The organism is Agrococcus sp. ProA11 (genome assembly GCF_039880525.1).
GTDB classification, from domain to species: domain Bacteria; phylum Actinomycetota; class Actinomycetes; order Actinomycetales; family Microbacteriaceae; genus Agrococcus; species Agrococcus chionoecetis.
The window spans coordinates 1,283,388-1,307,692 of the sequence record NZ_CP156989.1 but is presented as its reverse complement, the minus strand read 5'-3'; the positions used below and the strand labels follow the sequence as shown (position 1 = coordinate 1,307,692).

22 protein-coding genes are annotated in these 24,305 nt (G+C 72.7%); 1 reads left to right on the top strand and 21 read right to left on the bottom strand.

Annotation, left to right across the window (positions count from 1 at the left end; all coding sequences use genetic code 11):
- Positions 1-19: 19 nt before the first annotated feature.
- The 21 genes from ABG090_RS06295 to efp form a co-directional block, all read right to left on the bottom strand.
- The gene (locus ABG090_RS06295) at positions 20-1,441 is read right to left on the bottom strand and encodes a transcription antitermination factor NusB (protein ID WP_347757423.1); all 1,422 of its coding nucleotides are present in this window, start codon (positions 1,439-1,441) and stop codon (positions 20-22) included.
- The gene (locus tag ABG090_RS06290; RefSeq protein ID WP_347757421.1) at positions 1,438-2,409 is read right to left on the bottom strand and encodes a methionyl-tRNA formyltransferase; all 972 of its coding nucleotides are present in this window, start codon (positions 2,407-2,409) and stop codon (positions 1,438-1,440) included. The genes ABG090_RS06295 and ABG090_RS06290 overlap by 4 nt, the downstream gene beginning before the upstream one ends.
- 309 nt (positions 2,410-2,718) lie before the next feature.
- Positions 2,719-4,692: a primosomal protein N' gene (locus tag ABG090_RS06285; protein WP_347757419.1), complete on the bottom strand. Its 1,974-nt coding sequence runs from the start codon at positions 4,690-4,692 to the stop codon at positions 2,719-2,721.
- A gap of 5 nt (positions 4,693-4,697) precedes the next feature.
- Positions 4,698-5,885, bottom strand: coding sequence for a methionine adenosyltransferase (metK, locus tag ABG090_RS06280; protein ID WP_347757417.1), 1,188 nt, complete (start codon positions 5,883-5,885; stop codon positions 4,698-4,700).
- Positions 5,882-7,096, bottom strand: a complete 1,215-nt coding sequence (gene coaBC, locus ABG090_RS06275) for a bifunctional phosphopantothenoylcysteine decarboxylase/phosphopantothenate--cysteine ligase CoaBC (protein ID WP_347757415.1) — start codon at positions 7,094-7,096, stop codon at positions 5,882-5,884. The genes metK and coaBC overlap by 4 nt, the downstream gene beginning before the upstream one ends.
- Positions 7,096-7,356, bottom strand: coding sequence for a DNA-directed RNA polymerase subunit omega (gene rpoZ, locus ABG090_RS06270; protein ID WP_347757413.1), 261 nt, complete (start codon positions 7,354-7,356; stop codon positions 7,096-7,098). The genes coaBC and rpoZ overlap by 1 nt, the downstream gene beginning before the upstream one ends.
- A 119-nt stretch (positions 7,357-7,475) precedes the next feature.
- Complete coding sequence (locus ABG090_RS06265) at positions 7,476-7,661, bottom strand: hypothetical protein (protein WP_347757411.1); 186 nt, start codon at positions 7,659-7,661, stop codon at positions 7,476-7,478.
- A 144-nt stretch (positions 7,662-7,805) separates the two neighbouring features.
- Positions 7,806-8,600, bottom strand: coding sequence for a GAF and ANTAR domain-containing protein (locus ABG090_RS06260; RefSeq protein WP_347757409.1), 795 nt, complete (start codon positions 8,598-8,600; stop codon positions 7,806-7,808).
- Between the two features lie 37 nt (positions 8,601-8,637).
- The gene (locus ABG090_RS06255; protein ID WP_347757407.1) at positions 8,638-9,330 is read right to left on the bottom strand and encodes a GAF and ANTAR domain-containing protein; all 693 of its coding nucleotides are present in this window, start codon (positions 9,328-9,330) and stop codon (positions 8,638-8,640) included.
- Between the two features lie 115 nt (positions 9,331-9,445).
- Positions 9,446-10,345 carry a guanylate kinase gene (gmk, locus tag ABG090_RS06250; RefSeq protein WP_347757405.1) on the bottom strand — a complete coding sequence of 300 codons (900 nt, stop codon included), beginning with the start codon at positions 10,343-10,345 and terminating at the stop codon, positions 9,446-9,448.
- Positions 10,342-11,148: an orotidine-5'-phosphate decarboxylase gene (gene pyrF / locus ABG090_RS06245; RefSeq protein ID WP_347757403.1), complete on the bottom strand. Its 807-nt coding sequence runs from the start codon at positions 11,146-11,148 to the stop codon at positions 10,342-10,344. Before pyrF ends, gmk begins: the two co-directional genes overlap by 4 nt.
- Entirely contained in the window at positions 11,145-14,417 is a 3,273-nt protein-coding gene (gene carB / locus ABG090_RS06240; protein ID WP_347757401.1) for a carbamoyl-phosphate synthase large subunit, read from the bottom strand. The genes pyrF and carB overlap by 4 nt, the downstream gene beginning before the upstream one ends.
- Positions 14,417-15,562 carry a glutamine-hydrolyzing carbamoyl-phosphate synthase small subunit gene (gene carA, locus ABG090_RS06235; RefSeq protein ID WP_347757399.1) on the bottom strand — a complete coding sequence of 382 codons (1,146 nt, stop codon included), beginning with the start codon at positions 15,560-15,562 and terminating at the stop codon, positions 14,417-14,419. Before carA ends, carB begins: the two co-directional genes overlap by 1 nt.
- Positions 15,559-16,065, bottom strand: a complete 507-nt coding sequence (locus ABG090_RS06230; protein ID WP_347757397.1) for a hypothetical protein — start codon at positions 16,063-16,065, stop codon at positions 15,559-15,561. Before ABG090_RS06230 ends, carA begins: the two co-directional genes overlap by 4 nt.
- Positions 16,062-17,393, bottom strand: coding sequence for a dihydroorotase (locus ABG090_RS06225; RefSeq protein ID WP_347757395.1), 1,332 nt, complete (start codon positions 17,391-17,393; stop codon positions 16,062-16,064). The genes ABG090_RS06230 and ABG090_RS06225 overlap by 4 nt, the downstream gene beginning before the upstream one ends.
- Positions 17,390-18,340, bottom strand: coding sequence for an aspartate carbamoyltransferase catalytic subunit (locus ABG090_RS06220; protein WP_347757393.1), 951 nt, complete (start codon positions 18,338-18,340; stop codon positions 17,390-17,392). Before ABG090_RS06220 ends, ABG090_RS06225 begins: the two co-directional genes overlap by 4 nt.
- A complete protein-coding gene (gene pyrR / locus ABG090_RS06215) occupies positions 18,337-18,906 on the bottom strand; it encodes a bifunctional pyr operon transcriptional regulator/uracil phosphoribosyltransferase PyrR (RefSeq protein ID WP_347757519.1) in 570 nt (189 codons plus the stop codon). The genes ABG090_RS06220 and pyrR overlap by 4 nt, the downstream gene beginning before the upstream one ends.
- A 142-nt stretch (positions 18,907-19,048) precedes the next feature.
- Positions 19,049-20,287: an FAD-dependent oxidoreductase gene (locus ABG090_RS06210; RefSeq protein WP_347757392.1), complete on the bottom strand. Its 1,239-nt coding sequence runs from the start codon at positions 20,285-20,287 to the stop codon at positions 19,049-19,051.
- Positions 20,288-20,389: 102 nt separating this feature from the next.
- Positions 20,390-22,114 carry a DUF222 domain-containing protein gene (locus ABG090_RS06205; protein ID WP_347757390.1) on the bottom strand — a complete coding sequence of 575 codons (1,725 nt, stop codon included), beginning with the start codon at positions 22,112-22,114 and terminating at the stop codon, positions 20,390-20,392.
- A gap of 194 nt (positions 22,115-22,308) precedes the next feature.
- A complete protein-coding gene (gene nusB, locus ABG090_RS06200) occupies positions 22,309-22,743 on the bottom strand; it encodes a transcription antitermination factor NusB (protein ID WP_347757388.1) in 435 nt (144 codons plus the stop codon).
- Between the two features lies 1 nt (position 22,744).
- On the bottom strand, positions 22,745-23,308 hold the full coding sequence (gene efp / locus ABG090_RS06195) for an elongation factor P (protein ID WP_347757386.1): 564 nt from the start codon (positions 23,306-23,308) through the stop codon (positions 22,745-22,747).
- Between the two features lie 86 nt (positions 23,309-23,394).
- On the opposite strand from efp, the gene ABG090_RS06190 reads away from it, so the two are divergent.
- Positions 23,395-24,288 carry a class I SAM-dependent methyltransferase gene (locus ABG090_RS06190; protein WP_347757384.1) on the top strand — a complete coding sequence of 298 codons (894 nt, stop codon included), beginning with the start codon at positions 23,395-23,397 and terminating at the stop codon, positions 24,286-24,288.
- The last annotated feature ends 17 nt before the right edge of the window (positions 24,289-24,305 follow it).

Genomic DNA, 24,305 nt, shown 5'->3' with positions numbered 1-24,305 from the left:
CTATCGACCCCCGCGCGCCCTAGCGTTCAGCAGTCGTGAGCAGTTGGATGAACATGGCGTCGGTGCCGTTGCGGTGCGGCCACAGCTGCACGGCGTCGCCCGTCTCGCCGAGGGCGATGCCCGGCGCGAGGTCGGCGATGACCGCGCGGGTGTCGAGCGGTCGCAGACCCAGCGCGGCGGCGCGGTCGACGACCGCGCGGGTCTCGGCCAGGTGCGGCGAGCAGGTGACGTAGGCGATGATGCCGCCGGGCTTGAGCGCCTTGGCGGATGCCTCGAGCAGCTCGGACTGCAGCGCGGCCAGCGCGGGCACATCGGTCGGCTGCTTGCGCCAGCGGGCCTCCGGTCGGCGGCGCAGCGCGCCGAGGCCGGTGCAGGGGGCGTCCAGCAGGATCCGGTCGAAGGCATGCGCCGTGTCGCCCTCGCCGTAGCGGCGCCCATCGCCCGTGACGACGCGCGGAGCGTGCTCGGGCGAGACGGCGACGACGGAGCGCAGGGCCTCTCGCACGAGCTTCGAGCGGTGCGGGAGCATCTCGTTGGCCTCCAGGTCCGCGCCCGCGATCGCGGCCTCCGCTGCCATGAGCGCGGCCTTGCCGCCGGGGCCGGCGCACAGATCGAGCCAGCGCTCGCCGGGCGCGACAGGGCGCGCGCGAGTGAGGGCGAGGGCCGCCAGCTGGCTGCCGGCATCCTGCACCCGCCAGGTGCCGTCGGCGATCTGCTGCATGCGCGCGGGATCGCCCGCGGGGGCGATGCGGCCGATGGGGCTCGCGCTCGGCTCCAGGTCGAGCGCGTCGGGGTCCGCCAGGCCGGGCAGCGCCACGAGCTGCACGGCAGGCGGCACGTTGTCGGCGGCGAGCAGCGCGGGCAGCTCGGCGCCGGCGCCCTCGCGCTCGAGCGTGCGCCGCAGCGCGCGCAGCACCCAGGCGGGGTGGCCGGTCTCGAGCGCCAGCCGCTCGTCGTCGGCGAGGCCCTCGGTGATGCGGGCGAGCCGATCCTCGGCGGGCACCTCCGAGAGGCGGCGCAGCACCGCGTTGGCGAACCCCGCGCGGCCGCGGTGGTGGCGCAGCAGGGCGACCGTCTCGTGGACGGCTGCGTGCGAGGGCACGCGCATGCGGCTCAGCTGGTGCGAGCCGATGCGCAGCGTGGCGAGCGTCTCGGGGTCGATCTCGTCGATCGGGCGGCCAGCGGCATCGGCGATGAGCGCATCGTGCTGGCCCTGCCACCGCAGCGTGCCGTAGGCGAGCTCGGTCGCGAAGCCCGCGTCGGCGGCGTCGAGGCCGGCATCGCGGATGCGCTGCGGCAGCAGCAGGTTGGCGTAGGCGTCGTCGCGGTCGACGTCGAGCACGACGTCGCGGGCGACGAGGCGGGCGTTCTGCGCATCGGTCTCGGACTGCGGGCGGCTGCCGGCGTGGGAGCGGCGGCGCTGCTGGGGGCGGTCGCTCATGCGCGTGCCTCGTCGGTGGTGGGTCTCGTGACGGGTGCTGGGGGGAGCTCGAAGGTGGCTGTGCCGCCGCGGCCGCGCAGCCAGTCGGCGCCGGCCATCGGGCGCTTGCCGGCCGGCTGCACCTCGAGCAGCTCGAGCGGGGCGCTTCCGGTGCCGACGATTGCGGTGCGACCCGCGAGCGCGGCCTCGCCCGGCGCGAGCGGCTCAGCGCCCGAGCGCGCGATGGCGAGCAGCTTCACGCGCTCGCCGTCGCCGCCCTCCCGCAGCACCGTCGCGTGCGCTCCCGGCTCGGGCGTCACGCCGCGGAAGCGGGCCAGCAGCGTCGACGCCGTCTGCGTGAGGTCGAGCGCGCCATCGGCGAGCGTGAGCTTCGGCGCGAGGGTCGGCGCTCCGGTCTGCTGCTCGAACACGGCCGTGCCGTTCGCGATCGTGTCGACGGCCCCGACCAGCTCGTGCGCGCCGAGCTCCGCCAGCTGCGCGAGCAGCGTGCCTGCCGTCGCACCGTCGGGGATCTCGGCCTCGCGCATCCGCACCACCGGCCCCGCGTCGAGCTCTGCCACCAGCCGGAACACACTCACGCCCGTGACGCGATGGCCGTCGATGAGCGCCCGCTGCACGGGGGCAGCGCCCCGATAGTCGGGCAGCAGCGAGAAGTGCAGGTTGATCCAGCCGTGCGGCGGCATCGACAGCAGCGGCTCGCGCACGAGCCCGCCGTAGGCGACGACGACGGCGAGCTCCGGCTCGAGCGCGCTGATGCGCGCGGTCGCGCCGGCGTCGAGCCGGTTCGCCTCGATCACCGGCAGACCCAGCGCCTCGGCGGCCTGCGCCACCGGCGTCGGGGTCAGCACGCGCTTGCGGCCCTGCGGGGAGGCAGCGCGCGTGATCACTGCCGCGATCTCGTGCCGGGCGGCGAGCGCCTCGAGGCTGGGGACGGCGGCTTCCGGGCTGCCGGCGAAGACGATGCGCATGGTTCCTTCACGATGGGTGGGGCGTTCGAGGCGCTGGGCCTCGGCATCCATCATCCTGCATCGAGCCGCCGCCTCCGGCGCGCAGCCTCCGATCCGGCCCGCGCGGCACTCGCCGCACCGTGGCCCGGCACCGCCTTCCGGTACCGAACGGTCGCCCGGAGCGCGCGCACGCGACCATTCGGTACCGCCGCCGGGCGGGGCGCGCGAGGCGCGTGGCGTTGCGGTACGAGAGTGTCGGCTGTGGGGCGTCGAGGCGACAGATCGGTACCACTGCCGATGGGATGCCCGTGGCGGCGCAGCGCGCGCGGGTCAGAGGCCGTCGAAGGGCTCGGGGTCATCGAGGCGGATGCGGAGGCGCGGCGGCGCGCCGGGGCGGCGAGGGCGCGCGGCCGAGGCGAGCACGCGGCCGCGCGCGATGCCGGCGACCCGGGCGCCATCCGCGTAGGCGAAGCGGGCGATGGCGCGCTCGAGCTCGCCCTCGCGGCTGCCCTTCACGACCTCCGCGGGCGCCGGTACCGGGCCCAGCACGTCGAGATGCTCGACCTCGCCGAGCACCTCGAGCGCCTCGGCGACGGCATCCGGGTGCCCGACGACGGATGCGGTGCGCACGGCGGGCGGGAAGCGCAGGCTGCGGCGCTCCGCCAGCTCGGCCTTGGCGAAGGGCACCGTGGTGTCGCCGGTGATCGCGGATGAGGCCGCCCCGCCGACGCCCGTGAGCACGATGGTGGCGCCGTCGGCGGCGAGCGCCCGCGCGGTCGCCCACTGGCGCACCGCCTCCTCCCCCACGCGCAGGCCCTCGCGCGAGAGCAGCGATTCGCCGTCGAGCAGCAGCACGGCGCCGTAGCCGCCATCCGCGAGCGGCTCCGCACCGCGCGTCGCGACGACCAGCCGAGGCTTCGCATCGATCGTCAGCCGCTCGTGCTCGCCGTCGGCGACCATGACGGGCACGCCGGGGAACGCGCGGCCGAGCTCCTCGGCGACGCGCATCGATCCGCGGCCGACCTCGACGAGTCGCTGACCCTGGCAGTGCGGGCAGCGCCAGGCCGCCGCGAGCCGACCGCACAGCCGGCACGAGGGCGCAGCGCCGCGCGAGCGCTGGCCGAGCGGTCCGCCGCAGAACGCGCAGCGCCCACGGGCGCCGCAGTCGCCGCAGCGCAGCCCCGGCGCGTGGCCGGGACGCGCGACCTGCACGAGCACGGGCCTCGACTGCAAGGCGTCCCGGGCCGCTCGGAACGCGGATGCGGGCACGCGGCGGTCATCGTCGGTGAGCGCCGAGGGCAGCACCCGCACCCGATGCGTGCCGGCGCGCTCGTGCTCGAGGAAGCCGAGCTCGACGAGCCGCTCGGCATCGGTCGACCGGGCGTGGGCGGCGAGCAGCAGGGCGCAGCCGGTCTGCCCCTGCCGCACGAGGGCGGCGTCGCGCGCATGCACCCAGGGCGACAGCGGCTCGGACAGCAGCGGGTCGCCGTCCTCCCAGATCATCAGCAGGCCGAGCCGCGCCGCCGGCGCGTAGACCGCCGAGCGCGGCCCGATGATCGCGATCGGGTCGCCGTCGAGGCAGCGCAGGAAGCCGCGGTACCGCTCCGGGTTCTTCTGCCGCGCGTCGAGCTCGACCACGCGCTCCGCGCCGACGGCAGCGGTGAGCGCGATGCGCAGCTGCCGCTGGTCGCGATGGTCGGGCACGACGATGAGCGCCTGCTCGCCGCGCTCGATCGCCTGCCGGGCGAGCCCCGCGAGCGTGATCGCCCAGCGACCCACCCAGACCGCCTCGCCCTCGCCATCGGTCACCTCGGCCACACCGCCGGCGCACTCGAGCGCGACACGGCGGCGATCCTCGACCAGTCCCGACAGCGACGCCGCGCCCGCGAACGCCGCAGCGAGCGCCGGCAGCGCCGGCAGCGCCGCGCGCTCCGCCGCGAGCCACTGCTTCTCGATGCGCGCCTGCCGGCCCGGGATCGCCACGCGCAGCACATCCGCCACGCCACCGGCCGCCCGCTCGGCGACGGCCCGCGCGAGCGCCCAGACCTCCGGCTGCAGCACCGGCACGGGCGAGATGACCTTCTCGACGTCGGCGACCTCACCCTCCCAGGCGCGCTCCGACGTCGTCTCGACCACCCAGCCGGTGGTCATGCGATCGCCGCGCAGCGGCACGCGCACCCGCACGCCCGCCTCGACGCCGGTCATGCCCGGCGGCACCCGGTACTCGAAGAGGCGATCCAGCTGCGGCAGCCGCGAGTCGACCACGACCCGGGCGTACCGCGTGTGCTCGGACTCGGCGGGCAACGACCTCAGAGCCCCGCGGCGGAGCGCAGCGCGTCGACGCGGTCGAGCCGCTCCCAGGTGAAGCCGGGCAGCTCGCGGCCGAAGTGCCCGTAGGCGGCCGTCTGGCGATAGATGGGCTTGCGCAGGTCGAGGTCGCGCACGATCGCGCCGGGGCGCAGGTCGAAGACCTCGAGGATCGCCGCCTGGATGGCGTCGTTCGAGACGGCGCCGGTGCCGAAGGTCTCGACGTAGAGCCCGACGGGCTGCGCCATCCCGATCGCGTACGCGGCCTGCACCTCGAGGCGCGACGCGAGCCCCGCGGCGACCGCGTTCTTCGCCACCCAGCGCAGCGCATAGGCGGCCGATCGGTCGACCTTCGACGGGTCCTTGCCGCTGAAGGCGCCGCCGCCGTGCCGGGCAGCGCCGCCGTAGGTGTCGACGATGATCTTGCGGCCCGTGAGCCCGGCGTCGCCCTTCGGACCACCGGTGAGGAAGGAGCCGGAGGGGTTGACGATCGTGCGCATGGCGGATGCGTCGAGGCCGAGATCCGCGATGACCGGCTCGATCACGTGCTCGGAGACGGCCGCGCGGATCTCGTCGCCCGTGACGCCGGGCGCGTGCTGCGTCGAGACGAGCACGGCGTCGACCGTCACCGGCGTGAAGCCGTCGTAGCCGATGGTCACCTGCGTCTTGCCGTCGGGCCGCAGCCAGGGGATGTCGCCGGAGCGGCGCACGGCTGCCAGCCGCTCTGCCAGTCGGTGCGCTGCCCAGGCGGTGGCGGGCATGAAGGTGGGCGTCTCGTCGGTCGCGAAGCCGAACATGATGCCCTGGTCGCCGGCACCGATGAGGTCGAGCGGATCGGTGGAGCCGGCACGCGCCTCCACGGCGGTGTCGACGCCGGTCGCGATCTCGGTCGACTGCTCGCCGATCGAGACCGTCACGCCGCAGGAGTTGCCGTCGAACGACACCTCGCTGGAGTCGTAGCCGATGTCGACGATCGTGCGGCGCGCGAGCGAGCCGATGTCGACGTAGCCGGTCGTGCGCACCTCGCCCGCGACGTGCACGAGACCGGTCGTGACGAGCGTCTCGACGGCGACGCGCGCCTCGGGATCCTGCGCGAGCATGGCGTCGAGCACGGCATCGGAGATCTGGTCGGAGATCTTGTCGGGGTGTCCCTCGGTGACCGACTCCGAGGTGAACAGGCGCAGGCTCACGGCGCTCCTTCTGTTGTCCCACGCAGCCGCGCTGCGATTGCGTCGATGATCTCGCGCGCCACTGACGCCTTCTCGCCCATCGACTCGGCGATCACGCCGGAGGCGGCCAGGATGCGGATGTGGGTGCCGACGTCGCCGAAGCCCCGGTCGTGGCCGACGCGGTTGAGCACCAGCAGGTCGGCGCCTTTGCGGGCGAGCTTCGCGCGGCCGCGCTCGAGCAGCGCCGCGTCGTCGTCCTCGGTCTCGGCGGCGAAGCCGACGATCAAGTTGGTGCGATCTCGCCGCGCGAGCCCGGCGAGGATGTCGGGGTTCTCGGTCAGCTGCAGGGTGGGCTCTGCTCCCCACTGCTCCTTGGAGCGCTTGCCGTCGGAGACGTCGTCGACGCGGTAGTCGGCGACGGCGGCCGCCATCACCACGACGTCGACGCTCGCGCGCGCCTCCATGGCGGCGGCGAGCTGGGCGGTCGTCTCGACCTCGACGAGCTCGATGCCCTCGGGCACCGCCACGTCGAGGTTGGCGCCCACGAGCGTCACCGTGGCACCGGCATCGCGCGCGGCGGCGGCGACCGCGGCGCCCATGGCGCCGCTCGAGCGGTTGCCGAGGAAGCGCACCGGGTCGATCGGCTCGCGCGTGCCACCGGCGGAGATGACGACGCTTCGACCTGCGAGCGGCCCGTCGGCGGCGCGATCGGCGACGACCGCGAGCGCTGCGGCGACCACGTCGTGCGCCTCGGCCATGCGGCCCATGCCGGAGTCCGTGCCCGTCAGCTGCCCGGCGACCGGCCCGACGATCGTGATGCCGCGCTCGCGGAGCGTCGAGACGTTGGCCTGCACGGCGGGCTGCTCCCACATCTCGGTGTGCATCGCCGGCGCGATCACGAGCGGCGCGCGGGAGGCGAGGACGGTGGTGCCGAGCAGGTCGTCGGCGAGCCCGAGCGCGAGCTTCGCGATCGTGTTCGCCGTCGCCGGCAGCACCACGATCAGGTCGGCCTGCTGGCCGAGCGCGACGTGGCGCACGGCCGCGACGTCGTCGAAGACCTCGTCGGTGACGGGGTTGCGGCTGAGCGCCTCGAGCGTGGGCCGCCCGATGAAGCGCAGCGCGGATGCGGTGGGCACCACGTGCACGTCATGCCCGGCCTGCACGAGCTCGCGAATGGCGAGCGCAGCCTTGTACGCCGCGATCCCGCCGGAGATCCCGACGACGACGCGCATCAGGACTCGGTGGTCTCGTCCTTGGTCAGCGCCAGCTTGTCCTGGTGGATCTCGTGCAGCGCGACCGACAGCGGCTTGTCCTCGATCGTCGAGTCGACGAGCGGCCCGACGTTGTCGAACATCGAACCCTCGTGGATGTCGGTGTAGTAGTCGTTGATCTGGCGCGCGCGCTTCGAGGCGAAGATCACGAGCTGGTACTTGGAGTCGACCTTCTCGAGCAGCTCGTCGATCGGCGGGTTGATGATGCCCTTGCTGGCCATGGGTGCCTCCTGCAGTCGTGATGAGGTGCGGGACACGGCCCGCGAAGCTCGAGCGCCGGTGGGCGCAAACCATCAGTCTAGCGGCTGCCGAGCGTCGCCGGGCGCTGAGGACGGGTCGGTCAGACGCTCTGGCCGCCATCGGCGACCGCTCGCACCGATGCGCGTCCGGCCCTCGAACGCGCCGCGGACGCGATCATGCTGCGCACAGCGCGTACGATCCACCAGCCGAGCAGCACCAGCGCCTGCGCCGCGACGAACGCCGCGATCACCTGCAGCGCGATCGGCAGCTGCGAGAAGGTCGCCATGGCTCAGGCCGTCCCGACCGCTGCCGAACGCAGCCGTGCTGCCCGCACCTGGGCTTTCGAGAACCCGAGCATCTCCGCCTCTTCCACATCTGGCTGGCGTCGTGCCAGCGAAATGTGCTCCGAGGTCTGGAGAGCACGCTTGTCCTAGGTGCCAGTATCCCCCTGCGGGGCGCCACCGTCAACCGATGGCGCGGCGGCCGATCGCGCTGCGCCGGCGGCCGACGCGGTCAGCCGCAGCGTGCGCGCCACCACCTCCCGCGCGATCTCGTGGAGCTTGCGATTGCTGCTGCGGGCATGGCGGCGCAGGATGCGGAACGCCTCCTCGATGTCGACATCCGCGGATGCCGCGAGCACGCCCTTCGCCTGCTCGATGATCACCCGGCTGTCCAGGGCCCGCTGCAGCTGGGCCGCCACGACACTGCTGCTGCGCATCGTGCGCTCCTGCAGGATGCCGAGCGCTGCCAGGCTCGCGAGCGCGCCCGCGGCAGCCGCGTCTGCGCGGCTGAGCTCGCCGGTCTGCTCGCGGAAGAGCCCGATCGCGCCGATGGTGTCTGCCTGCGCACGCAGGGGCACGGCGTGCGCCGCGCAGAAGCCGTGCTGCAGCGCCGCTGCCTGGAACTGCTCCCACGCGGGAGGCGCCTGCGTCACGTCGGCGAGCGTGATCGTCTCGCCCGTGCGCAGGCTCTCGACGCAGGGTCCCGCGTCGGCGTTCAGCTGCATGATCTCGACGAAGGCTGCGGCCTCGCTCGTCGAGGCGACGAGCTCGAGCTCCCCGTGCGCGTTCTTCAGCAGCAGGCCGCTCGCCTGCACGTCCAGCAGTCCGATGCACTCGCCCATGACGTCGTGCAGCAGCTGCACCACGTCGTAGTCCGTCGCCAGCGTGTGCGCGATCATGGCGAACGACTCGCTCAGCCGAGCCTCTCTCGACATCTGTCTCATCGCCCACATCCCTTCCGACCAGGGTGCCGCACGGTCGTCATTCCGACGCCCGATCGTCGAATCGGAGACGCCTCGCCACCACGTCGCTTGCCACCGACTCTAGCGGGGTGCCGCTCGCAAATGCATGAGCGCGCAGTCGCGCGAGGGCTTCGGTCGCCGTGATGTCGAGCTGCACCAGCACCATGCCGGTCGCCTGATGCACGACACGCCGCAGCTCCGGCGACGGCGCGATCGCGAGCTCCTCCCGTGCCGACGCCGACCGGGCCGCGATCCCGAGCGCGATCGCCGAGGCGATCGAGGCGAGCGACCGCGCCGTCGCGACCTCGCTGCCGGTGAGCGGACCGGCAGACGTCCGATGCAGGTCGACGACACCCACCGTTGCCGCACCGAGCGTGAGCGGGAACGCGAACAGTGCCTCGACATCGAGCGTGCGGGCAGCGGCGGCGAAGACCGGCCACGACGAGCCGCTCTCGTGCAGGCTGGGGACGAGCACCGGCTCGCCGCTGCGCACCGCGCTCCAGTGCGGTCCCTCGCCCAGCTCGAACTGCAGCTGCTCGAGGCGACTCGCGAGCGGATCGGTGGCGCCGAGCGTGGAGTGGCCAGGGCCGCTGGCGACGGTGATCGACGCGCCGCTCACCGGCAGCATGGTGATGAAGGGCGACAGCAGATCCTGCACGGCCGCCGCCGCCCACGCATGCGACACTCCCGTCGCTTCGCCTTCTTCGATCATCGCTCGCCTTCACCGGAGACCAAGAGCCAGAGCCCGCGACCACGTTCGCGCGGGCCCGCACGGCCGCTCTCGATGCGATGCTACGACGCGCACGCGGGGATGGGAAAGCCGCAGGCTACGGCGCGGCCTCCGCAGCCAGGATGTGCTCCACGACCTCGTGCGCAGCCTCGGCGATGTCGGTGTTCACGACCGTGGCGTCGAACTCGGACCGGCTGGCGAGCTCGACCTTCGCGGTCTCGAGGCGGCGCGTGCGCTCCTCCTCGGTCTCCGTGCCCCGCCCGACGAGCCTGCGCACCAGCTCATCCCACGATGGCGGGGCGAGGAACAGCAGCACGGCATCCGGGAACGACTCGCGCACCTGCCTGGCGCCCTGCAGGTCGATCTCGAGCAGCACCGAGGAGCCCTCGTCGAGCGCGGCCTGCACGCTCGAGCGGGGCGTGCCGTAGCGCGAGCGGTTGTGCACGATCGCCCACTCGAGGAACTCGCCCTCGTCCACCATCCGGTCGAAGTCCGCATCGCTCACGAAGGCGTAGTGCACGCCGTCGATCTCGCCCGGCCTCGGGGCGCGCGTTGTGGCGCTGACGGAGTGGCGGATCTGCGGGAAGTGCTCGCGCACGTACTGCGCGACCGTGCCCTTGCCGACCGCGGTCGGACCGGCGAGCACGATGAGGCGAGGGCGACGCGAGGGATCCACGTCGTCAAGCCAACCGCGAACGCGCTCGCGCTGCAAACCGCCGAGCCTGCCGAGCCGCTTCCCGTGCGCGATCGACAGCGTCGTCATGAGCCCGGCGACGCGGGCGGGACCCATGCCGCGCAGGCTGCCGAGGTACTCCGTCATCCGCAGCCGCCCCTCCGGGCCGTCGGGCTCCTGCCAGGCGCGCTCGGCGACATCCCGCGGCCCGCGCTGGCCCGCAGCGAGCGCGCGCTTCACCGCTGCACGGCCGCGCCGGGCCTCGACAGCGGCCCGGCCGGCCGCACCGGGATCGGGCAGCGCACGGGGTCCGGACACGGTCACGCGGGCAGCGCTGCGCGCGCAGCGTCGATCGCGTCGACGAGCCCGTGCTCCCCCGCCTGCAGGATGCTGCGCGAGGCGCTCGCGAGCACCAGCGCATCCGCAGGGAACAGGGTGCGCAGCGACGACAGCTGCGCACCCTGCGCGCCGAAGCCCGGCGCGAGGATGGGCGTGTCGGGGCTCACATCGATGCCGAAGTCGGCCCGGTCGACCGTCGCGCCCACCACGAGCCCGTGGCCCGCGGCGGTCCGGAGGTTGCGCTGCGCCACCGCATCGGCGACGGATGCTGCCACCGTGCGGCCGTCGCCGAGCCGCGCGAGCTGCAGCGCCGAAGCCTCCGGGTTGGAGGTCGCGGCCAGCACGAACAGCGCCTTGTCGGCCGACTCCGCCGCCTGGAACAGCCCGTCGAGCGAGCCCACGCCCAGGTACGGGCTCACGGTCAGCGCATCCGCCTCCAGCGGCGAGCCGGGCACGAGCCATGCGGCCGCGTATCCGGCGTTCGTCGACCCGATGTCGCCCCGCTTGGCGTCGGCGATCACGAGCAGGTCAGCGGCGCGGGCATCCGCGAGCACTGCCTCCAGTGCGGCCATGCCGGCGGAGCCGTGCGACTCGAACAGCGCCACCTGCGGCTTGACGGCGGCGACTCGACCGGCGGCCGCCGCCACCACCGCGCGGCCGAAGCGCTCGAGCCCGGCCGCCGTCGGCGGCACGCCCCACGCGTCGAGCAGGGCCCGGTGCGGGTCGATGCCGACGCAGAGCGCGCCCTGCAGGTCGACGGCGGCGCGGAGCCGGGTGAGGAAGCTCACGCGAACGTCCGCCCGTGGTACTCCTGCAGGCTCGTCACCTCGAACCGCTCGCGCGAGGCCTCGACCGCCGCGACCGCCGCGCCCAGCTGCGAGACGGTGGTGAAGAGCGCCTTGTCGGCCGCGACCGTCGCGGCACGGATCTCGTAGCCGTCGGCCCGCGCGATGCCGCCCGTGGGGGTGTTGATGATGATGTCGATGGTGCCCGCATCGATGAGGTCGACGATCGACGGCTCATCCCCCGCCTCGGAGTGCTTGCGCACCGTCTCGACGGTGATGCCGTTGCGCGCCAGCACCTCGGCCGTGCCGAGCGTCGCAACGATGCGGAAGCCGAGCTGCTGCAGCCGGTGGATGGGCAGCACCGCTTGGCGCTTGTCGCGGTCGGAGAGCGAGACGAACACCGTGCCGCTGGTCGGGAGCCCGCCGTAGGCCGCCGCCTGGCTCTTCGCGAACGCGGTCGGGAAGTCGCGATCGATGCCCATCACCTCGCCCGTGGAGCGCATCTCCGGCCCCAGCAGGCTGTCGACCATGCGGCCGTCTGCGGTGCGGAAGCGGCGGAACGGCAGCACCGCCTCCTTCACGGCGATCGGGGCGCCGATCGGCATGATCGTGCCGTCGCGCTCGGGCAGCATGCCCTCGGCGCGCAGCTCGGCGATCGTCGCCCCTGCCAGCACGCGGGCGTTGGCCTTCGCGATGGGCGTGCCGATCGCCTTCGCGACGAAGGGCACGGTGCGGCTCGCGCGCGGGTTGGCCTCGATCACGTGCAGCACGCCCGTGGCGTAGGCGAACTGCACGTTGATGGGGCCGCGCACGTCGAGCCCCTCGGCGATCCGCAGCGTCGCGTCGCGGATCTCCTCGAGCTGCGAACGGCCGAGCCCGACGGGCGGCAGCGTGCAGGACGAGTCGCCCGAGTGGATGCCGGCCTCCTCGATGTGCTCGAGGATGCCGCCGACGAAGAGCTCCTGCCCGTCGTAGATGGCGTCCACGTCGATCTCGATCGCATCGTCGAGGAAGTGGTCGACGAGCAGCGGCGCCGCAGGTCCCACGATGCCGTGACTGGCGATGCGATCGAAGTAGCCGTGCAGGCTCGCCGTGTCGTAGATGATCTCCATGCCGCGCCCGCCCAGCACGAACGAGGGACGCACGAGCACGGGGTAGCCGATGCGCTCGGCGATCTCGACCGCCTGGTCCTCGGTGGTCGCGGTGCCGTTGCGGGGCGCGATGAGGCCGGCGTCGTCGAGGATGCGCTGGAACAGGCCGCGCTCCTCCGCCGCGTCGATCGCGTCCGGCGTGGTGCCGAGGATCGGCACGCCGTACTCCTCCAGCCCGCGCGCGAGCCCGAGCGGCGTCTGGCCGCCGAGCTGCACGATCACGCCGACCAGCTCGCCGGCGCCCTGCTCGACGTGCACGATCTCGAGCACGTCCTCGAGCGTGAGCGGCTCGAAGTAGAGCCGGTCGCTCGTGTCGTAGTCGGTCGAGACCGTCTCCGGGTTGCAGTTGACCATGATCGTCTCGAAGCCGGCGTCGGCGAGCGCGAACGACGCGTGCACGCACGAGTAGTCGAACTCGATGCCCTGGCCGATGCGGTTGGGGCCGGAGCCGAGGATGATGACCTTGCGGCGGTCGCTCGGTGCGACCTCGGTCTCGAGGTCGTAGCTCGAGTAGTGATACGGCGTCTCGGCGGGGAACTCGCCCGCGCAGGTGTCCACCGTCTTGTAGACGGGGCGCAGCCCGATGGCCCAGCGCGCCTGACGCACCTCGGCCTCCGTGCTCCCGCGCAGCTGCGCGATCTGCGCATCCGAGAAGCCGTGCTCCTTGGCGAGCCGCAGACGATCCTCGTCGAGCTCGCCCGCGCGGATCTGCTCGGCGATCTCGTTGATGAGCACCATCTGGTCGAGGAACCACGGGTCGATGCCGGTCGCCTCGTGCGCCTCGTCGATCGTCGCGCCGGCGCGCAGCGCCTGCTGCAGCGTGACGATGCGGCCGTCGGTCGGGATCCGCGCCGTCTCCAGCAGCGCGGCGGCATCACCCGGCTCCCCGTCCCAGTGGAAGGAGGAGCCCTTCTTCTCGAGCGAGCGCAGCGCCTTCTGCAGCGCCTGCGTGTAGGTGCGGCCGATGGCCATCGCCTCACCCACCGACTTCATGGTGGTCGTGAGCGTCGCGTCCGCGGCGGGGAACTTCTCGAAGTTGAAGCGCGGCACCTTCACGACCACGTAGTCGAGCGCCGGCTCGAAGGACGCGGGCGTCACCTTCGTGATGTCGTTGGGGATCTCGTCGAGGCGGTAGCCGAGCGCGAGCTTCGCGGCGATCTTGGCGATCGGGAAGCCCGTCGCCTTCGACGCCAGCGCCGACGAGCGGGAGACGCGCGGGTTCATCTCGATGACGATGATGCGGCCCGTCGAGGGCTCGACGGCGAACTGGATGTTGCAGCCGCCGGTGTCGACGCCGACGTCGCGGATGACGCGGATCGCGATGTCGCGCATCCGCTGGTACTCCTTGTCGGTGAGCGTCAGCGCCGGCGCGACCGTGATCGAGTCACCCGTGTGGACACCCACGGCGTCGACGTTCTCGATCGAGCAGATCACGACCGTGTTGTCGGCCGTGTCGCGCATGAGCTCGAGCTCGTACTCCTTCCACCCGAGGATCGACTCCTCGAGCAGCACCTCGCCGATGGTCGACGAGTGGATGCCATCGCCAACGAAGCGGCGCAGCTCGGCCTCGTCGTGGGCGAAGCCGGAGCCGAGGCCGCCCATCGTGAACGAGGGGCGCACGACGACGGGGTAGCCGTACTCCTCGGTGAAGGCGAGCGCCTCGTCGATGTTCTTGACGATGACGCTGGAGGCGACATCCGCGCCCGCGTCGAGCACCAGCTGCTTGAAGATCTGCCGATCCTCGCCGCGCTGGATGGCTTCGACGCGCGCGCCGATGAGCTCGACGCCGTGGCGGGCGAGGATGCCCTGCTCGTGCAGCGCGATCGCCGCGTTGAGCGCCGTCTGGCCGCCGAGCGTCGGCAGGATCGCGTCGGGACGCTCCTTCATGATGATCGTCTCGATCACCTCGGGCGTGATCGGCTCGATGTAGGTCGCGTCGGCGAAGTCGGGGTCGGTCATGATCGTCGCCGGGTTGGAGTTGACGAGGATCACGCGCACGCCCTCCTCGCGCAGCACGCGGCAGGCCTGCGTGCCGGAGTAGTCGAACTCCGCGGCCTGGCCGATCACGATCGGCCCGGAGCCGATGACGAGGACGGAGTTGATGTCGTCGCGCTTGGGCATCAGGCCCCCTTCTTCGCCAGCACCAGCTGGCGGAACTGATCGAACATGTGGCGGGCGTCGTTCGGCCCTGCCGCGGACTCCGGGTGGTACTGCACGCTGAAGGCGGGGATGTCGAGCGCGCGGAGACCCTCGACCACCCGGTCGTTGAGCGACACGTGGCTCACCTCGACGCGGCCGAAGCCGGTCGGGCTGACGAGCTCGTCGCCCGCGACGGCGTCGACCGCGAAGCCGTGGTTCTGGCTGGTGATCTCGACCCTGCCGGTCGCGATGTCGAGCACCGGCTGGTTGATGCCGCGGTGACCGAAGGGCAGCTTGTAGGTGCCGAAGCCCAGGGCGCGCCCGAGCAGCTGGTTGCCGAAGCAGATGCCGAAGAACGGCAGCTCCTCGCGCAGCAGACCCTGCAGCAGCTCGACCTGCGCGTCGGAGGCGGCCGGGTCGCCGGGACCGTTCGAGTAGAACGCGGCGACAGGCTGGTGCGAGAGCACCTCCTCGAGCGTCGAGTCCTGCGGCAGCACCACGACGTCGAAGCCCTGCTCACGCAGGTAGGTGAGCGTCGAGGCCTTCACGCCGAGGTCGAGCACCGCGAGCGTGCCGATCGAGTCGGTGAGCGCCTCCAAGCGGTAGGGCTCCCGGGTGCTGACGTCCGCGGCGAGGCTGCGACCGGCCATGGCAGGGCTCTCGCGCACGGCGGAGAGCATCGCCTCGTCGCTCGTGAGCGCGTCGCCCGAGAACACGCCGGCGCGCATCGCGCCCACGTTGCGCAGGCGGCGGGTGATGGCGCGCGTGTCGACGCCGGCGATGCCGACGACGCCGTCGCGCTCGAGCTGCGCGCCGAGCGGCTCCTCAGAGCGCCAGTTCGACGTGATCCGGCTGGCGGCGCGCAGGACGTAGCCCGTCGGCCACATGCGGCGGGACTCGTCGTCCTCCTTGTTCACGCCGGTGATGCCGATGTGCGGCGACGTCTGCACGACGATCTGGCCGGCGTAGCTCGGGTCGGTGAGCGTCTCCTGGTACCCGGTCATGCCGGTCGCGAAGACGGCCTCGCCGAGCGCCTGCCCGGTGGCGCCGTACGCGGTGCCGCGGAAGATCGTGCCGTCCTCGAGGACGAGCGCCGCGGGCCCGGCGGGTGTGGATGCTGCGGTCATGGGGTGGTCCCTTCCCCGGTCGTGGTGGTCTTGGGGCCGCGCACGAGGCTGCTGAGCGCCTCGAGCACGGGAGCGTCATCGCCGATGACGCGGAGGTAGGTGTCGACATCCGCTCCGAGCGTGTGCGCGATCACGAGGATCCCGCCAGGCTCGACGACGCGGTCGATGGTCCAGGTGGCGCGGTCGACGGCGCGGATGCTGGACGCCGGGATGCGCACCTCGCGCCGGTCGGCGAGCAGCTGCACGCCCTCGGCGTCGATCGCGAGCTGCGTGCGACCGCGGAAGCCCAGGCCGTGCGCGAAGATGCGCTCGTACGGGTCACCGGCGCGTGTCGTCGCGATGTAGAGCGCCTCGGTGACGAGCGTCGGCAGCGCCTCGATCCAGCCCTGCGGCTCGACGATGTCGCGCTGGCGGCGGCGCTTCGTCCACAGGCCGAGCACGACTAGCAGCGCCACGAGCGCCACGAACGCCGCGCTCAGCAGCGCGAAGAGCTCCTTGGTCATGCACGCACCTCCGCGGCCTGTGCGCGCTGGTCGACGATCGCTCCGCCGTCGACGGTGCGCCGGCCGCCATGCCAGACGTGCAGGACCCGACCGGGCAGCTCGGTGCCCAGGAAGGGCGAGTTGGTCGAGCGGCCATGCAGGCTGGCGATCTCGACCGTGCTGCGCGCGGCCGCGTCGACGAGCACGAGGTGCGCCGGCGAGCCGATCTCGAGCGGGGCGTCGTACCCGGGCTCGCTGCCGATCGCGGCCGGCGCGGTCGACATCACCCGTGCGACATCGGCCCAGTCCAGCAGCCCGGTCTCCACGCAGGCCTGCTGCACCACGCTCAGCGCCGTCTCGAGTCCGACCATGCCGAAGGCGGCATCCGCGAACGCCGTCTGCTTGGCCTCCGGGGTGTGCGGGGCGTGGTCGGTCGCGACGATGTCGATCGTGCCGTCGGCGAGGGCCTCGCGCAGCGCCCGCACGTCGCGGTCGGCGCGCAGCGGCGGGTTGACCTTGAAGCGGCCGTCGTAGCCGCGCACGAGCTCCTCGGTGAGCAGCAGGTGGTGCGGCGTGACCTCTGCGGTGATTGCGATGCCGCGCGCCTTGGCGGCGCGCACGACCTCGACGGTCTCGACGGTCGACACGTGGCAGACATGCAGCCGCGCGCCCGTCGCCTCGGCGAGCATTGCGTCGCGCGCCACGATCGACGCCTCCGCGACCGACGGCCACCCGGTGAGGCCGAGCTCGGCCGCCAGCGGGCTCTCATGCATCACGGAGCCGCGGGTGAGCGCGGGATCCTGCGCGTGCTGCGCGATCACGGCGCCCAGCGACGCCGCATGCTCGAGCGCGCGGCGCATGAGCTCGGCGTCGGCGACGCAGTGGCCGTCGTCGCTGAAGACCGTGACCCGTGCCGCGCTGCCCGCGAGCATGCCCATGTCGGCCAGCCGCTCCCCCGCGAGCCCGACGCTCACGGCGCCGATCGGTCGCACGGTCGCGAGACCGGCCTCCAGGCCCAGTCGGTGCACCTGCTCGACCACAGCCTGCGTGTCCGCGACGGGCGTCGTGTTCGCCATCGCGAAGACGCACGTGTAGCCGCCGGCGGCTGCGGCGCGCACGCCGGTGGCGATGGTCTCCGCCTGCTCGCCGCCGGGCTGGCGCAGGTGCGTGTGCAGGTCGACCAGGCCGGGCAGCGCGATGAGGCCGGATGCATCCACGACCTCGGCGGCATCGCGATCAATGGCCGCGGGGTCGACGAAGGCGCCGTCGACGATCGCGAGGTCGCGCACCTCCCCGCCCAGGATCGAGGCGCCCGTCAGGAGCGTGGTTCGGGGCTGCGTCGTGGTCATCGTGAGCCTCCCTGGTCGGATGCCAGCAGCGAGTAGAGCACGGCCATGCGCACCGAGACGCCGGCGGTGACCTGCTCGAGCACGGTCGACGCGTCGCTGTCGGCGGCACGGCTCGAGAGCTCGAGGCCGCGGTTCATGGGGCCGGGGTGCATGATCTGCGTCTTCGGGATGCGCGCGAGGCGCTCGTCGGTGAGCGACCAGCCGGTGATGTACTCGGCCGCGCTCGGCGCGACCTTGCCCGCCTGCCGCTCGAGCTGCACGCGCAGCAGCATCAGGGCGTCCGGCTGCTCGGCGAGCACGCGATCGAGGCTGGTCTCGGCGCGCACGCCGAGCCGCTTGCCATCTGCAGCGGGGAGCGGCAGCAGCGAGGGCGGGCCGACGAGGGTCACCTCGGCGCCGAGCGCCGGCAGCAGCAGCGCGTTGGAGCGCGCGACGCGCGAGTGGGCGATGTCGCCGACGACGGCCACCCGCACCCCGTCGAGCCCTCTGCCTCGAGCGGCGTCGCCGTGGATCCGGCGGCGCAGCGCGAAGGCGTCGAGCAGCGCCTGCGTCGGATGCTCGTGCGTGCCGTCGCCGGCATTGACGACCGGGCGCCCGATCCAGTCGGCGAGCAGCGCCGGAGCGCCGGATGAGCCGGAGCGCACCACGACGCCGTCGACGCCCATGGCCGCGATCGTCAGGCCGGTGTCGCGCAGCGACTCGCCCTTCGATGCGCTCGAGCCCTTGCCCGAGACGTTGATGACGTCGGCCGAGAGCCACTTGCCGGCGATCTCGAACGACGAGCGCGTGCGGGTCGAGTCCTCGAAGAACAGGTTCACGACCGTGCGACCTCGCAGCGCCGGCAGCTTCTTCAGCTCGCGATCCTGGATCTGATGCATGTCCTCGGCGAGGTCGAGCAGCGCGATCGCCTCGTCGCGGGGCATGCCCGCGGTCAGCAGGTGCTTCATGCGGCGCCGCTCGCGGCCGAGGCGTCCTGGATCAGCACGGCATCCCGACCGTCGACCTCGTCGAGCAGGATCGAGACGTGCTCGCTGCGCGCGCTCGGCAGGTTCTTGCCCACGGAGTCGGCGCGGATCGGCAGCTCACGGTGGCCGCGGTCGACGAGCACCGCGAGCCGCACGGCACGCGGGCGGCCGAGATCCGAGAGCGCATCGAGCGCGGCCCGGATCGTGCGGCCGGAGTAGAGCACGTCGTCGACGAGGACGACGACACGATCGTCGATGCCGTCGGCGGGGATGTGCGTGGGGTGCGACGCGCGAGTCGGGCGCGCGCGCAGATCGTCGCGGTGCATCGTGATGTCGAGCGCGCCCGTGCGTGCGGCGAAGTCCTCGCCCGTGATCTCGCTCAGCCGATCGGCGAGCCGCGCCGCGAGATGCACGCCGCGCGTGGGGATGCCGAGCAGGATGAGATCGTCTGCGCCGTGATTCGCCTCGAGGATCTCGTGGGCGATGCGGGTGAGGGCCCTGGCGATCTCATCGGGGCCGAGCACGGTTCTCGCGGGCGCGTTCGTCACAGGCTCGTCGGCGGTGGGCCCGTTGGTGTTGGGCTCGTTGTTGGTGGGCGCTGTGCGCTGAGTCACTGCGACTCCCTTCTCCGCCTCACAGGACGGTCTCCGCCTCACAGGACGGGCTTCAAGGTTGTCTGATGGCTCCACTCTATCGCGCGACGTGCTCCGGTCGGAGCCCGATGCCGATGAAGCGGCCCATCACGTGCCGCAGCGCAGGCAGGTGCTGCAGCACGCGCAGCGGCACCGGCACCGGCACGCGCTCGCCCGGCTCGGCCAGTCGCGCGAGCACCGTCTCGAGACGACGCTGGAACGCCTGCGTCATGCGGGCCGGTCGTTCTCGACGACGCTGGATGCCGCGCAGCAGCGCCGGAGTCGGTCGCGCGCGGCGCAGGCGCGGGACGAGCGCGTTCGCGGCGGCGACCGCATCCTGGATCGCGAGGTTGATGCCCACGCCGCCGGCCGGCGACATCGCGTGCGCGGCGTCGCCGATCGCGAGGAGTCCGTCGCGATACCAGCGCTCGAGACGCTCGATGCGCACGTGCAGCACCCGCACCTCGTCGAGCCGCAGCGCCGACATCCGCTGCCGGAACACCGGAGCCAGCAGCCCGACCCTGCGCCGCATCGCCTCGAGAGAGGCCTCGTCGGCGCGCCAGGCATCCTTCCGCACGATGTGGGCGCACTGGTAGAAGTCGCCGCGTGGGATCGAGAGCACCGCGCCGTCGCCGGCCAGCAGGAACGGCAGCTGCTCGTCGGCGGCTCGCGGCAGGCGGAACCACAGCACATCGATCGCGCTCCTCGCTCCCACCGGCGTCAGGCCCGCTGCGGTGCGGAGCGCGGAGTCGCGCCCGTCGGCCAGCACCGTGAGCTTCGCCCGGATCTCGACCGGCCCATCGGGGCCCTCGGCGACGACGCCCGCGATGCGTTCGCCGTCATGCAGCAGTGCTGTGCCAGCGGTGCGCATGCGGAGCGAGAAGCCGGTGTGCTCGCCGCCGGCCTCGGCGAGCAGGTCGAGGAAGTCCCACTGCGGCATGAAGGCGACTGCTTTGCGCTCGGTCGGCAGCCGCGTGAAGTCCGCGAGCACGAGGTCGCGGCCCGAGAACGACAGCCTCACTCGCGGCAGATCCGCGTGCGGGCGCGCGAGGAAGCGATCCAGCAGGCCGAGCTCGTGCAGCACCTCCTGGGTCGAGGGGTGGATCGTGTCGCCGCGGAAGTCGTGCAGGAAGTCGCCGTGCTGCTCCAGCACGGTCACGCGCACCCCGCCGCGTGCCAGCAGCAGGCCGAGCATGAGCCCGGCCGGTCCCCCGCCCACGACGACGCAGTCGCGCTCGAGCCGCTCGAGCCGCTCGGTGCGCTCGGTGCGCTCGGTGCGCTCGACAGCCTCATGCATGCTCCTATGGTGCGCGCGTTCGCGCGAAGGCACGAGGGGTCAAAGGGTGAACGACTCGCGGTGCCGTGTCGCCGGCTGCCCCGAAGAGCCGAGCAGTGGCGCTCATCGCCGCATGACGATCCGTGCCCGAGGCAGGTGATCGCATGCCGCCAGCGCGCGTCCGCGGGTGCCTCGGACGTGCAGGCGATGCCCGACTGACGCCTCGACCAGGCTGGGGATCCGTCGACGATGCCGAGCGCCCGCGACTCGCGGAGCGGCATCCCGCGGGCTCCGGCCGCCCTGCGCCCGCACGTGGTGCGGTGCCGCCGCATCGTCTACCGACCGCTCGATGATCCGCTCGTACCGCGGCACTGGGCCGTTGCTCGCGGCGGTGATCGCGCCAGCGGTGGCCGGGGCGCGTGTCGTGCGTGCGTAGCGGTCTGGTGGTCGGAGTGCTGCGACGATGCGCCAGCTGCCGGGCTGGTCTCCTGCGCGTTCGACGTGGAGGCGGCCGGCGTGGATCTCGTGGTGGTGGTAGCTGCAGACGAGAATGCCGTTGTCGATGTCGGTGTCGCCGCCGTGCTGCCACCAGATGATGTGGTGGGCTTCGGTCCAGGCGACGGGCATGCCGCAGCCCTTGACGCGGCAGCCGCGGTCGCGGATGGCGAGCGCGCGGTGCTGGGCGCGACTGAAGAGGCGTTGGGTGCGGCCGAGCGCGAGCACGTGGCCGGTCTCGTCGACGACGCTGTGCTGCACCTGCGCGGAGCACAGCAGCCGGTCGACGGTCTCGATCGGGAGGAGGTCGCCGGTGTGCTCGATGCGGAGCGTGCGCTCGGGGTGCTCGGTGCCGAGCAGGTAGGCGGTGTAGGCGGCGATGTTGCCGTGGAAGACGAGCGTGGGCGGCTCGCCGCCAGCGGTGGGCGCGGTGCCGGAGGCGGCGTGCTGCCGCACCAGCGCCATGAACGCGTCGTGCCGCCGCTGCTCGCGCGTGCGGTCATCCACCACGCCACCGTCCGCGTCACCGTCGCCTTCGCCACTGCCTGCGGCGGGGTCGGTGCCCGGGTCGGTGTCGTGGAACGCGACCTGCACGCGGGGGCTGGAGTAGGCGTCCATGAACGCTTTCAGCGCGGAACCGTCTTCCGGCGGAGACAGTAGCGTGGTCTGCCAGATGCCGTCGGGGCGCTGGCGTTGCCGCACGCTGCGCATCGCCCGCAGCCGCTCGTCGGCAGGCAGTGCACCATCGGGGTCGAGCAGCGCCGCGTAGGCGCGCGCCTGCGTCACCAGCAGCTCCGGCACCAGCGGTCCGGTCGGGTCGGTCGCCACCTCCACCAGCTGCGCCTCGGCCCACGCCAGCTGCTCCAGATCGGCGCGCGGCGCCGCCGGCTCGAGCGTGCCGACGATCGCGCGCGCCTGCGCCACCGACACTGCGCCCTCGCCGAGCGCGCCCGCGACGTGGGGATAGCGAGCCGCGAGCTCGGCGCCAGTCAGGCTCACCGACGCAGTCGTGGCGGCGGCCAGCGCGAGCAGTCCTTGCGCGTCACCGGCGCGGACGCCGAACGCGTGCGCGACCGCTTCCTTTGCGCTGCGCTGCCCGAGCCGCCGACACAGCGCCTCCTCCGCGGGCCCGGTCGAGCGTGCCGCGACCTGCTCGACCACTCGCAGCTGCAGACCACCGACCACCCGCGACAGCTCGGCCGTGCGAGCCAGCAGCGCCGCGATCTCCTCGTGCGGTGCCCGCGACAGCGAGTCGGCGTCGGCGAGCGCGGCACGCGCGGCCTCGACCGCCACCCCCACCTGCTCGATGCTCGTCACCTTCGACTCCTGCCCGTCGCCGGGGAGCGCATGCACCCCGTCTACTCGAACGTTTGTTCGAACAGGCTATCTCGCACCGCCCACATCCCGCGGCTCCCCCGCAGCGGCTGTGGAGAAGTCGCTTCGAGCTCACAGGCTGCAGCGGGGCGCACCGGAGTCGGGCGCACCGGAGTCGGGCGCACCGGAGCAGGGCGCATCGGGTCGGCAGCGCTGGGGCCGGCCCCCACAAGTCAGCCTCGCTGCGCCGCGATCTTTCCGAGCACGCCGTTGATGAACGAGCCAGAGCGGTCTGTCGAGAGCTCATTGGCGAGGTGCACGGCCTCCGAGATGACGACGCTCACCGGAGCGGTCTCGTGCTCGAGCTCCCATGCGCCGACCCGCAGGATCGCGAGGTCGGTGCGCGGCATCCGATCGATGGGCCAGTGCTCGCTGGACGACGCGATGAGCTCGTCGAGCGCCTCGGTCTCGTCGGCGACCCCAGCCACGAGCTCGTGGGCGAAGGCGAACCAGCCGTGCGAGGCCCAGCCGAGCCTGTCTGCAGTGTCGCGCAGCACCGTCGTCGGCGCCTCACCGCGCGCATTCGCCGAGTACAGCACCTCGACGGCGTGCTTGCGAGCCTTGCGGCGCGACGGATAGGACTCGGTCGCGGGGTTCGTCGCCGACACGTCAGTCGTTGATCCGGCCGAGGTAGCTGCCGTCGCGCGTGTCGACCTTGACGCGGGTGCCCTGCTCGACGAACAGCGGCACCTGGATCTCGGCGCCCGTCTCGACCGTGGCCGACTTCGTGCCGGCGCTCGAGCGGTCGCCCTGCAGGCCGGGCTCGGTGTAGGTGATCTCGAGCACGACGGATGCGGGCAGCTCGACCTGCAGCGCCTCGCCCTCGTGCATCGAGATGGTCGCGGTGCCGTTCTCGAGCAGGAACTTGGCGCCGTCGCCGACGGTCTCGGCCGGGATCGGCAGCTGCTCGTACGTGTCGTTGTCCATGAACACGAAGTCGGTGCCGTCGTTGTAGAGGAACTGGTAGTCGCGACGGTCGACTGTTGCGAACTCCATCTTCTGGCCTGCGTTGAAGGTCTTGTCGACCGTCTTCTGGCTGCGCGCGTTGCGCAGCTTGGTGCGCACGAATGCACCGCCCTTGCCGGGCTTGACGTGCTGGAACTCGATGACGGTCCAGAGCTGACCGTCGAGGTTGAGCACCGCGCCGTTCTTGATGTCGTTCGTGGTTGCCATGCCGAGATCCATTCCGTCGATTGATGACCCTGGCAGGGGCCGACAGACGAGTGTACCTGGCGCGCGAGGGCTCGTAGAGTTGCCCCGTGCAGGATCTCACCGACGCGCAGCACTCCGACGGCCATCGTGTCTCGCACGCGGACGCATCCGCGGTCAATCGAGCGAACTGGGATGACCGGGTGCCCATCCACGCCCGGCACTACGACGGGCTGCGCATCCTGCCGGGAAACCCGAGCGCACTCACCGACGTCGTGCGGCGCGATCTGCCGGTGATCGCGCGGCTGCTGGGCGCCGCCGCCGACGATCCGCGTCCGCTCGCGGGACGGTCGCTGGCGCACCTGCAGTGCCACATCGGCACCGACACCGTCTCGCTCGCGTATGCGGGCGCATCCGTCATCGGCCTCGACTTCTCCACCGTCGCCCTTGAGGTCGCGGCCGAGCTCTCGACGACCTGCGGCGTCGACGCCCGCTGGGTGCACAGCGACGTGCTCGACGCGGCCTCGGCGATCGGGACGCAAGTGGATGTCGTGTACACGTCGATCGGCACCATCTGCTGGTTCCAGGATCTCGAGCGCTGGGCAGCGCAGATCGCGCAGCTGCTCGTGCCCGGCGGGCTGCTGTACTTCCGCGACGCCCATCCCGCGATGCTCGCCCTCGACGATGCGGACGCGGATGCGCTCACCCTCGCCTACCGCTACTTCCCGAACGGCACCGCCCTCGAATGGATCGACGACACCACCTATGCGAGCGACGGCGAGCGGGTCGCGCACCCGAGGACCCTCGAGTGGCCGCACTCGGTCGCCGAGATCGTGACGGCACTGCTCGATGCGGGGCTGCGGATCGTCGCGCTCGACGAGGGCACGGTGCTCGAGTGGGACGCGCACCCGCGCATGGTCGCCGTCGACGGCGGCTACGCCCTCCCGGACGGTGAGCGGCTGCTGGTGCCCGCCTCCCTCACGGTGGCGGCCGTCCGCGACTGAGGCGCTACGCCGCAGTG

Bases quoted from the DNA above. Each gene is read 5' to 3' on its own strand.
- rpoZ (WP_347757413.1), bottom strand. From the start codon at position 7,356: ATGGCCAGCAAGGGCATCATCAACCCGCCGATCGACGAGCTGCTCGAG.
- carB (WP_347757401.1), bottom strand. From the start codon at position 14,417: ATGCCCAAGCGCGACGACATCAACTCCGTCCTCGTCATCGGCTCCGGG.
- ABG090_RS06295 (WP_347757423.1), bottom strand. From the start codon at position 1,441: ATGAGCGACCGCCCCCAGCAGCGCCGCCGCTCCCACGCCGGCAGCCGC.
- ABG090_RS06255 (WP_347757407.1), bottom strand. From the start codon at position 9,330: ATGATCGAAGAAGGCGAAGCGACGGGAGTGTCGCATGCGTGGGCGGCG.
- ABG090_RS06260 (WP_347757409.1), bottom strand. From the start codon at position 8,600: ATGAGACAGATGTCGAGAGAGGCTCGGCTGAGCGAGTCGTTCGCCATG.
- efp (WP_347757386.1), bottom strand. From the start codon at position 23,308: ATGGCAACCACGAACGACATCAAGAACGGCGCGGTGCTCAACCTCGAC.
- ABG090_RS06225 (WP_347757395.1), bottom strand. From the start codon at position 17,393: ATGACCACGACGCAGCCCCGAACCACGCTCCTGACGGGCGCCTCGATC.
- ABG090_RS06265 (WP_347757411.1), bottom strand. From the start codon at position 7,661: ATGGCGACCTTCTCGCAGCTGCCGATCGCGCTGCAGGTGATCGCGGCG.
- ABG090_RS06210 (WP_347757392.1), bottom strand. From the start codon at position 20,287: ATGCATGAGGCTGTCGAGCGCACCGAGCGCACCGAGCGCACCGAGCGG.
- carA (WP_347757399.1), bottom strand. From the start codon at position 15,562: ATGACCGCAGCATCCACACCCGCCGGGCCCGCGGCGCTCGTCCTCGAG.
- ABG090_RS06220 (WP_347757393.1), bottom strand. From the start codon at position 18,340: ATGAAGCACCTGCTGACCGCGGGCATGCCCCGCGACGAGGCGATCGCG.
- ABG090_RS06290 (WP_347757421.1), bottom strand. From the start codon at position 2,409: ATGCGCATCGTCTTCGCCGGCAGCCCGGAAGCCGCCGTCCCCAGCCTC.
- ABG090_RS06230 (WP_347757397.1), bottom strand. From the start codon at position 16,065: ATGACCAAGGAGCTCTTCGCGCTGCTGAGCGCGGCGTTCGTGGCGCTC.
- coaBC (WP_347757415.1), bottom strand. From the start codon at position 7,096: ATGCGCGTCGTCGTCGGGATCTCCGGCGGGATCGCGGCGTACAAGGCT.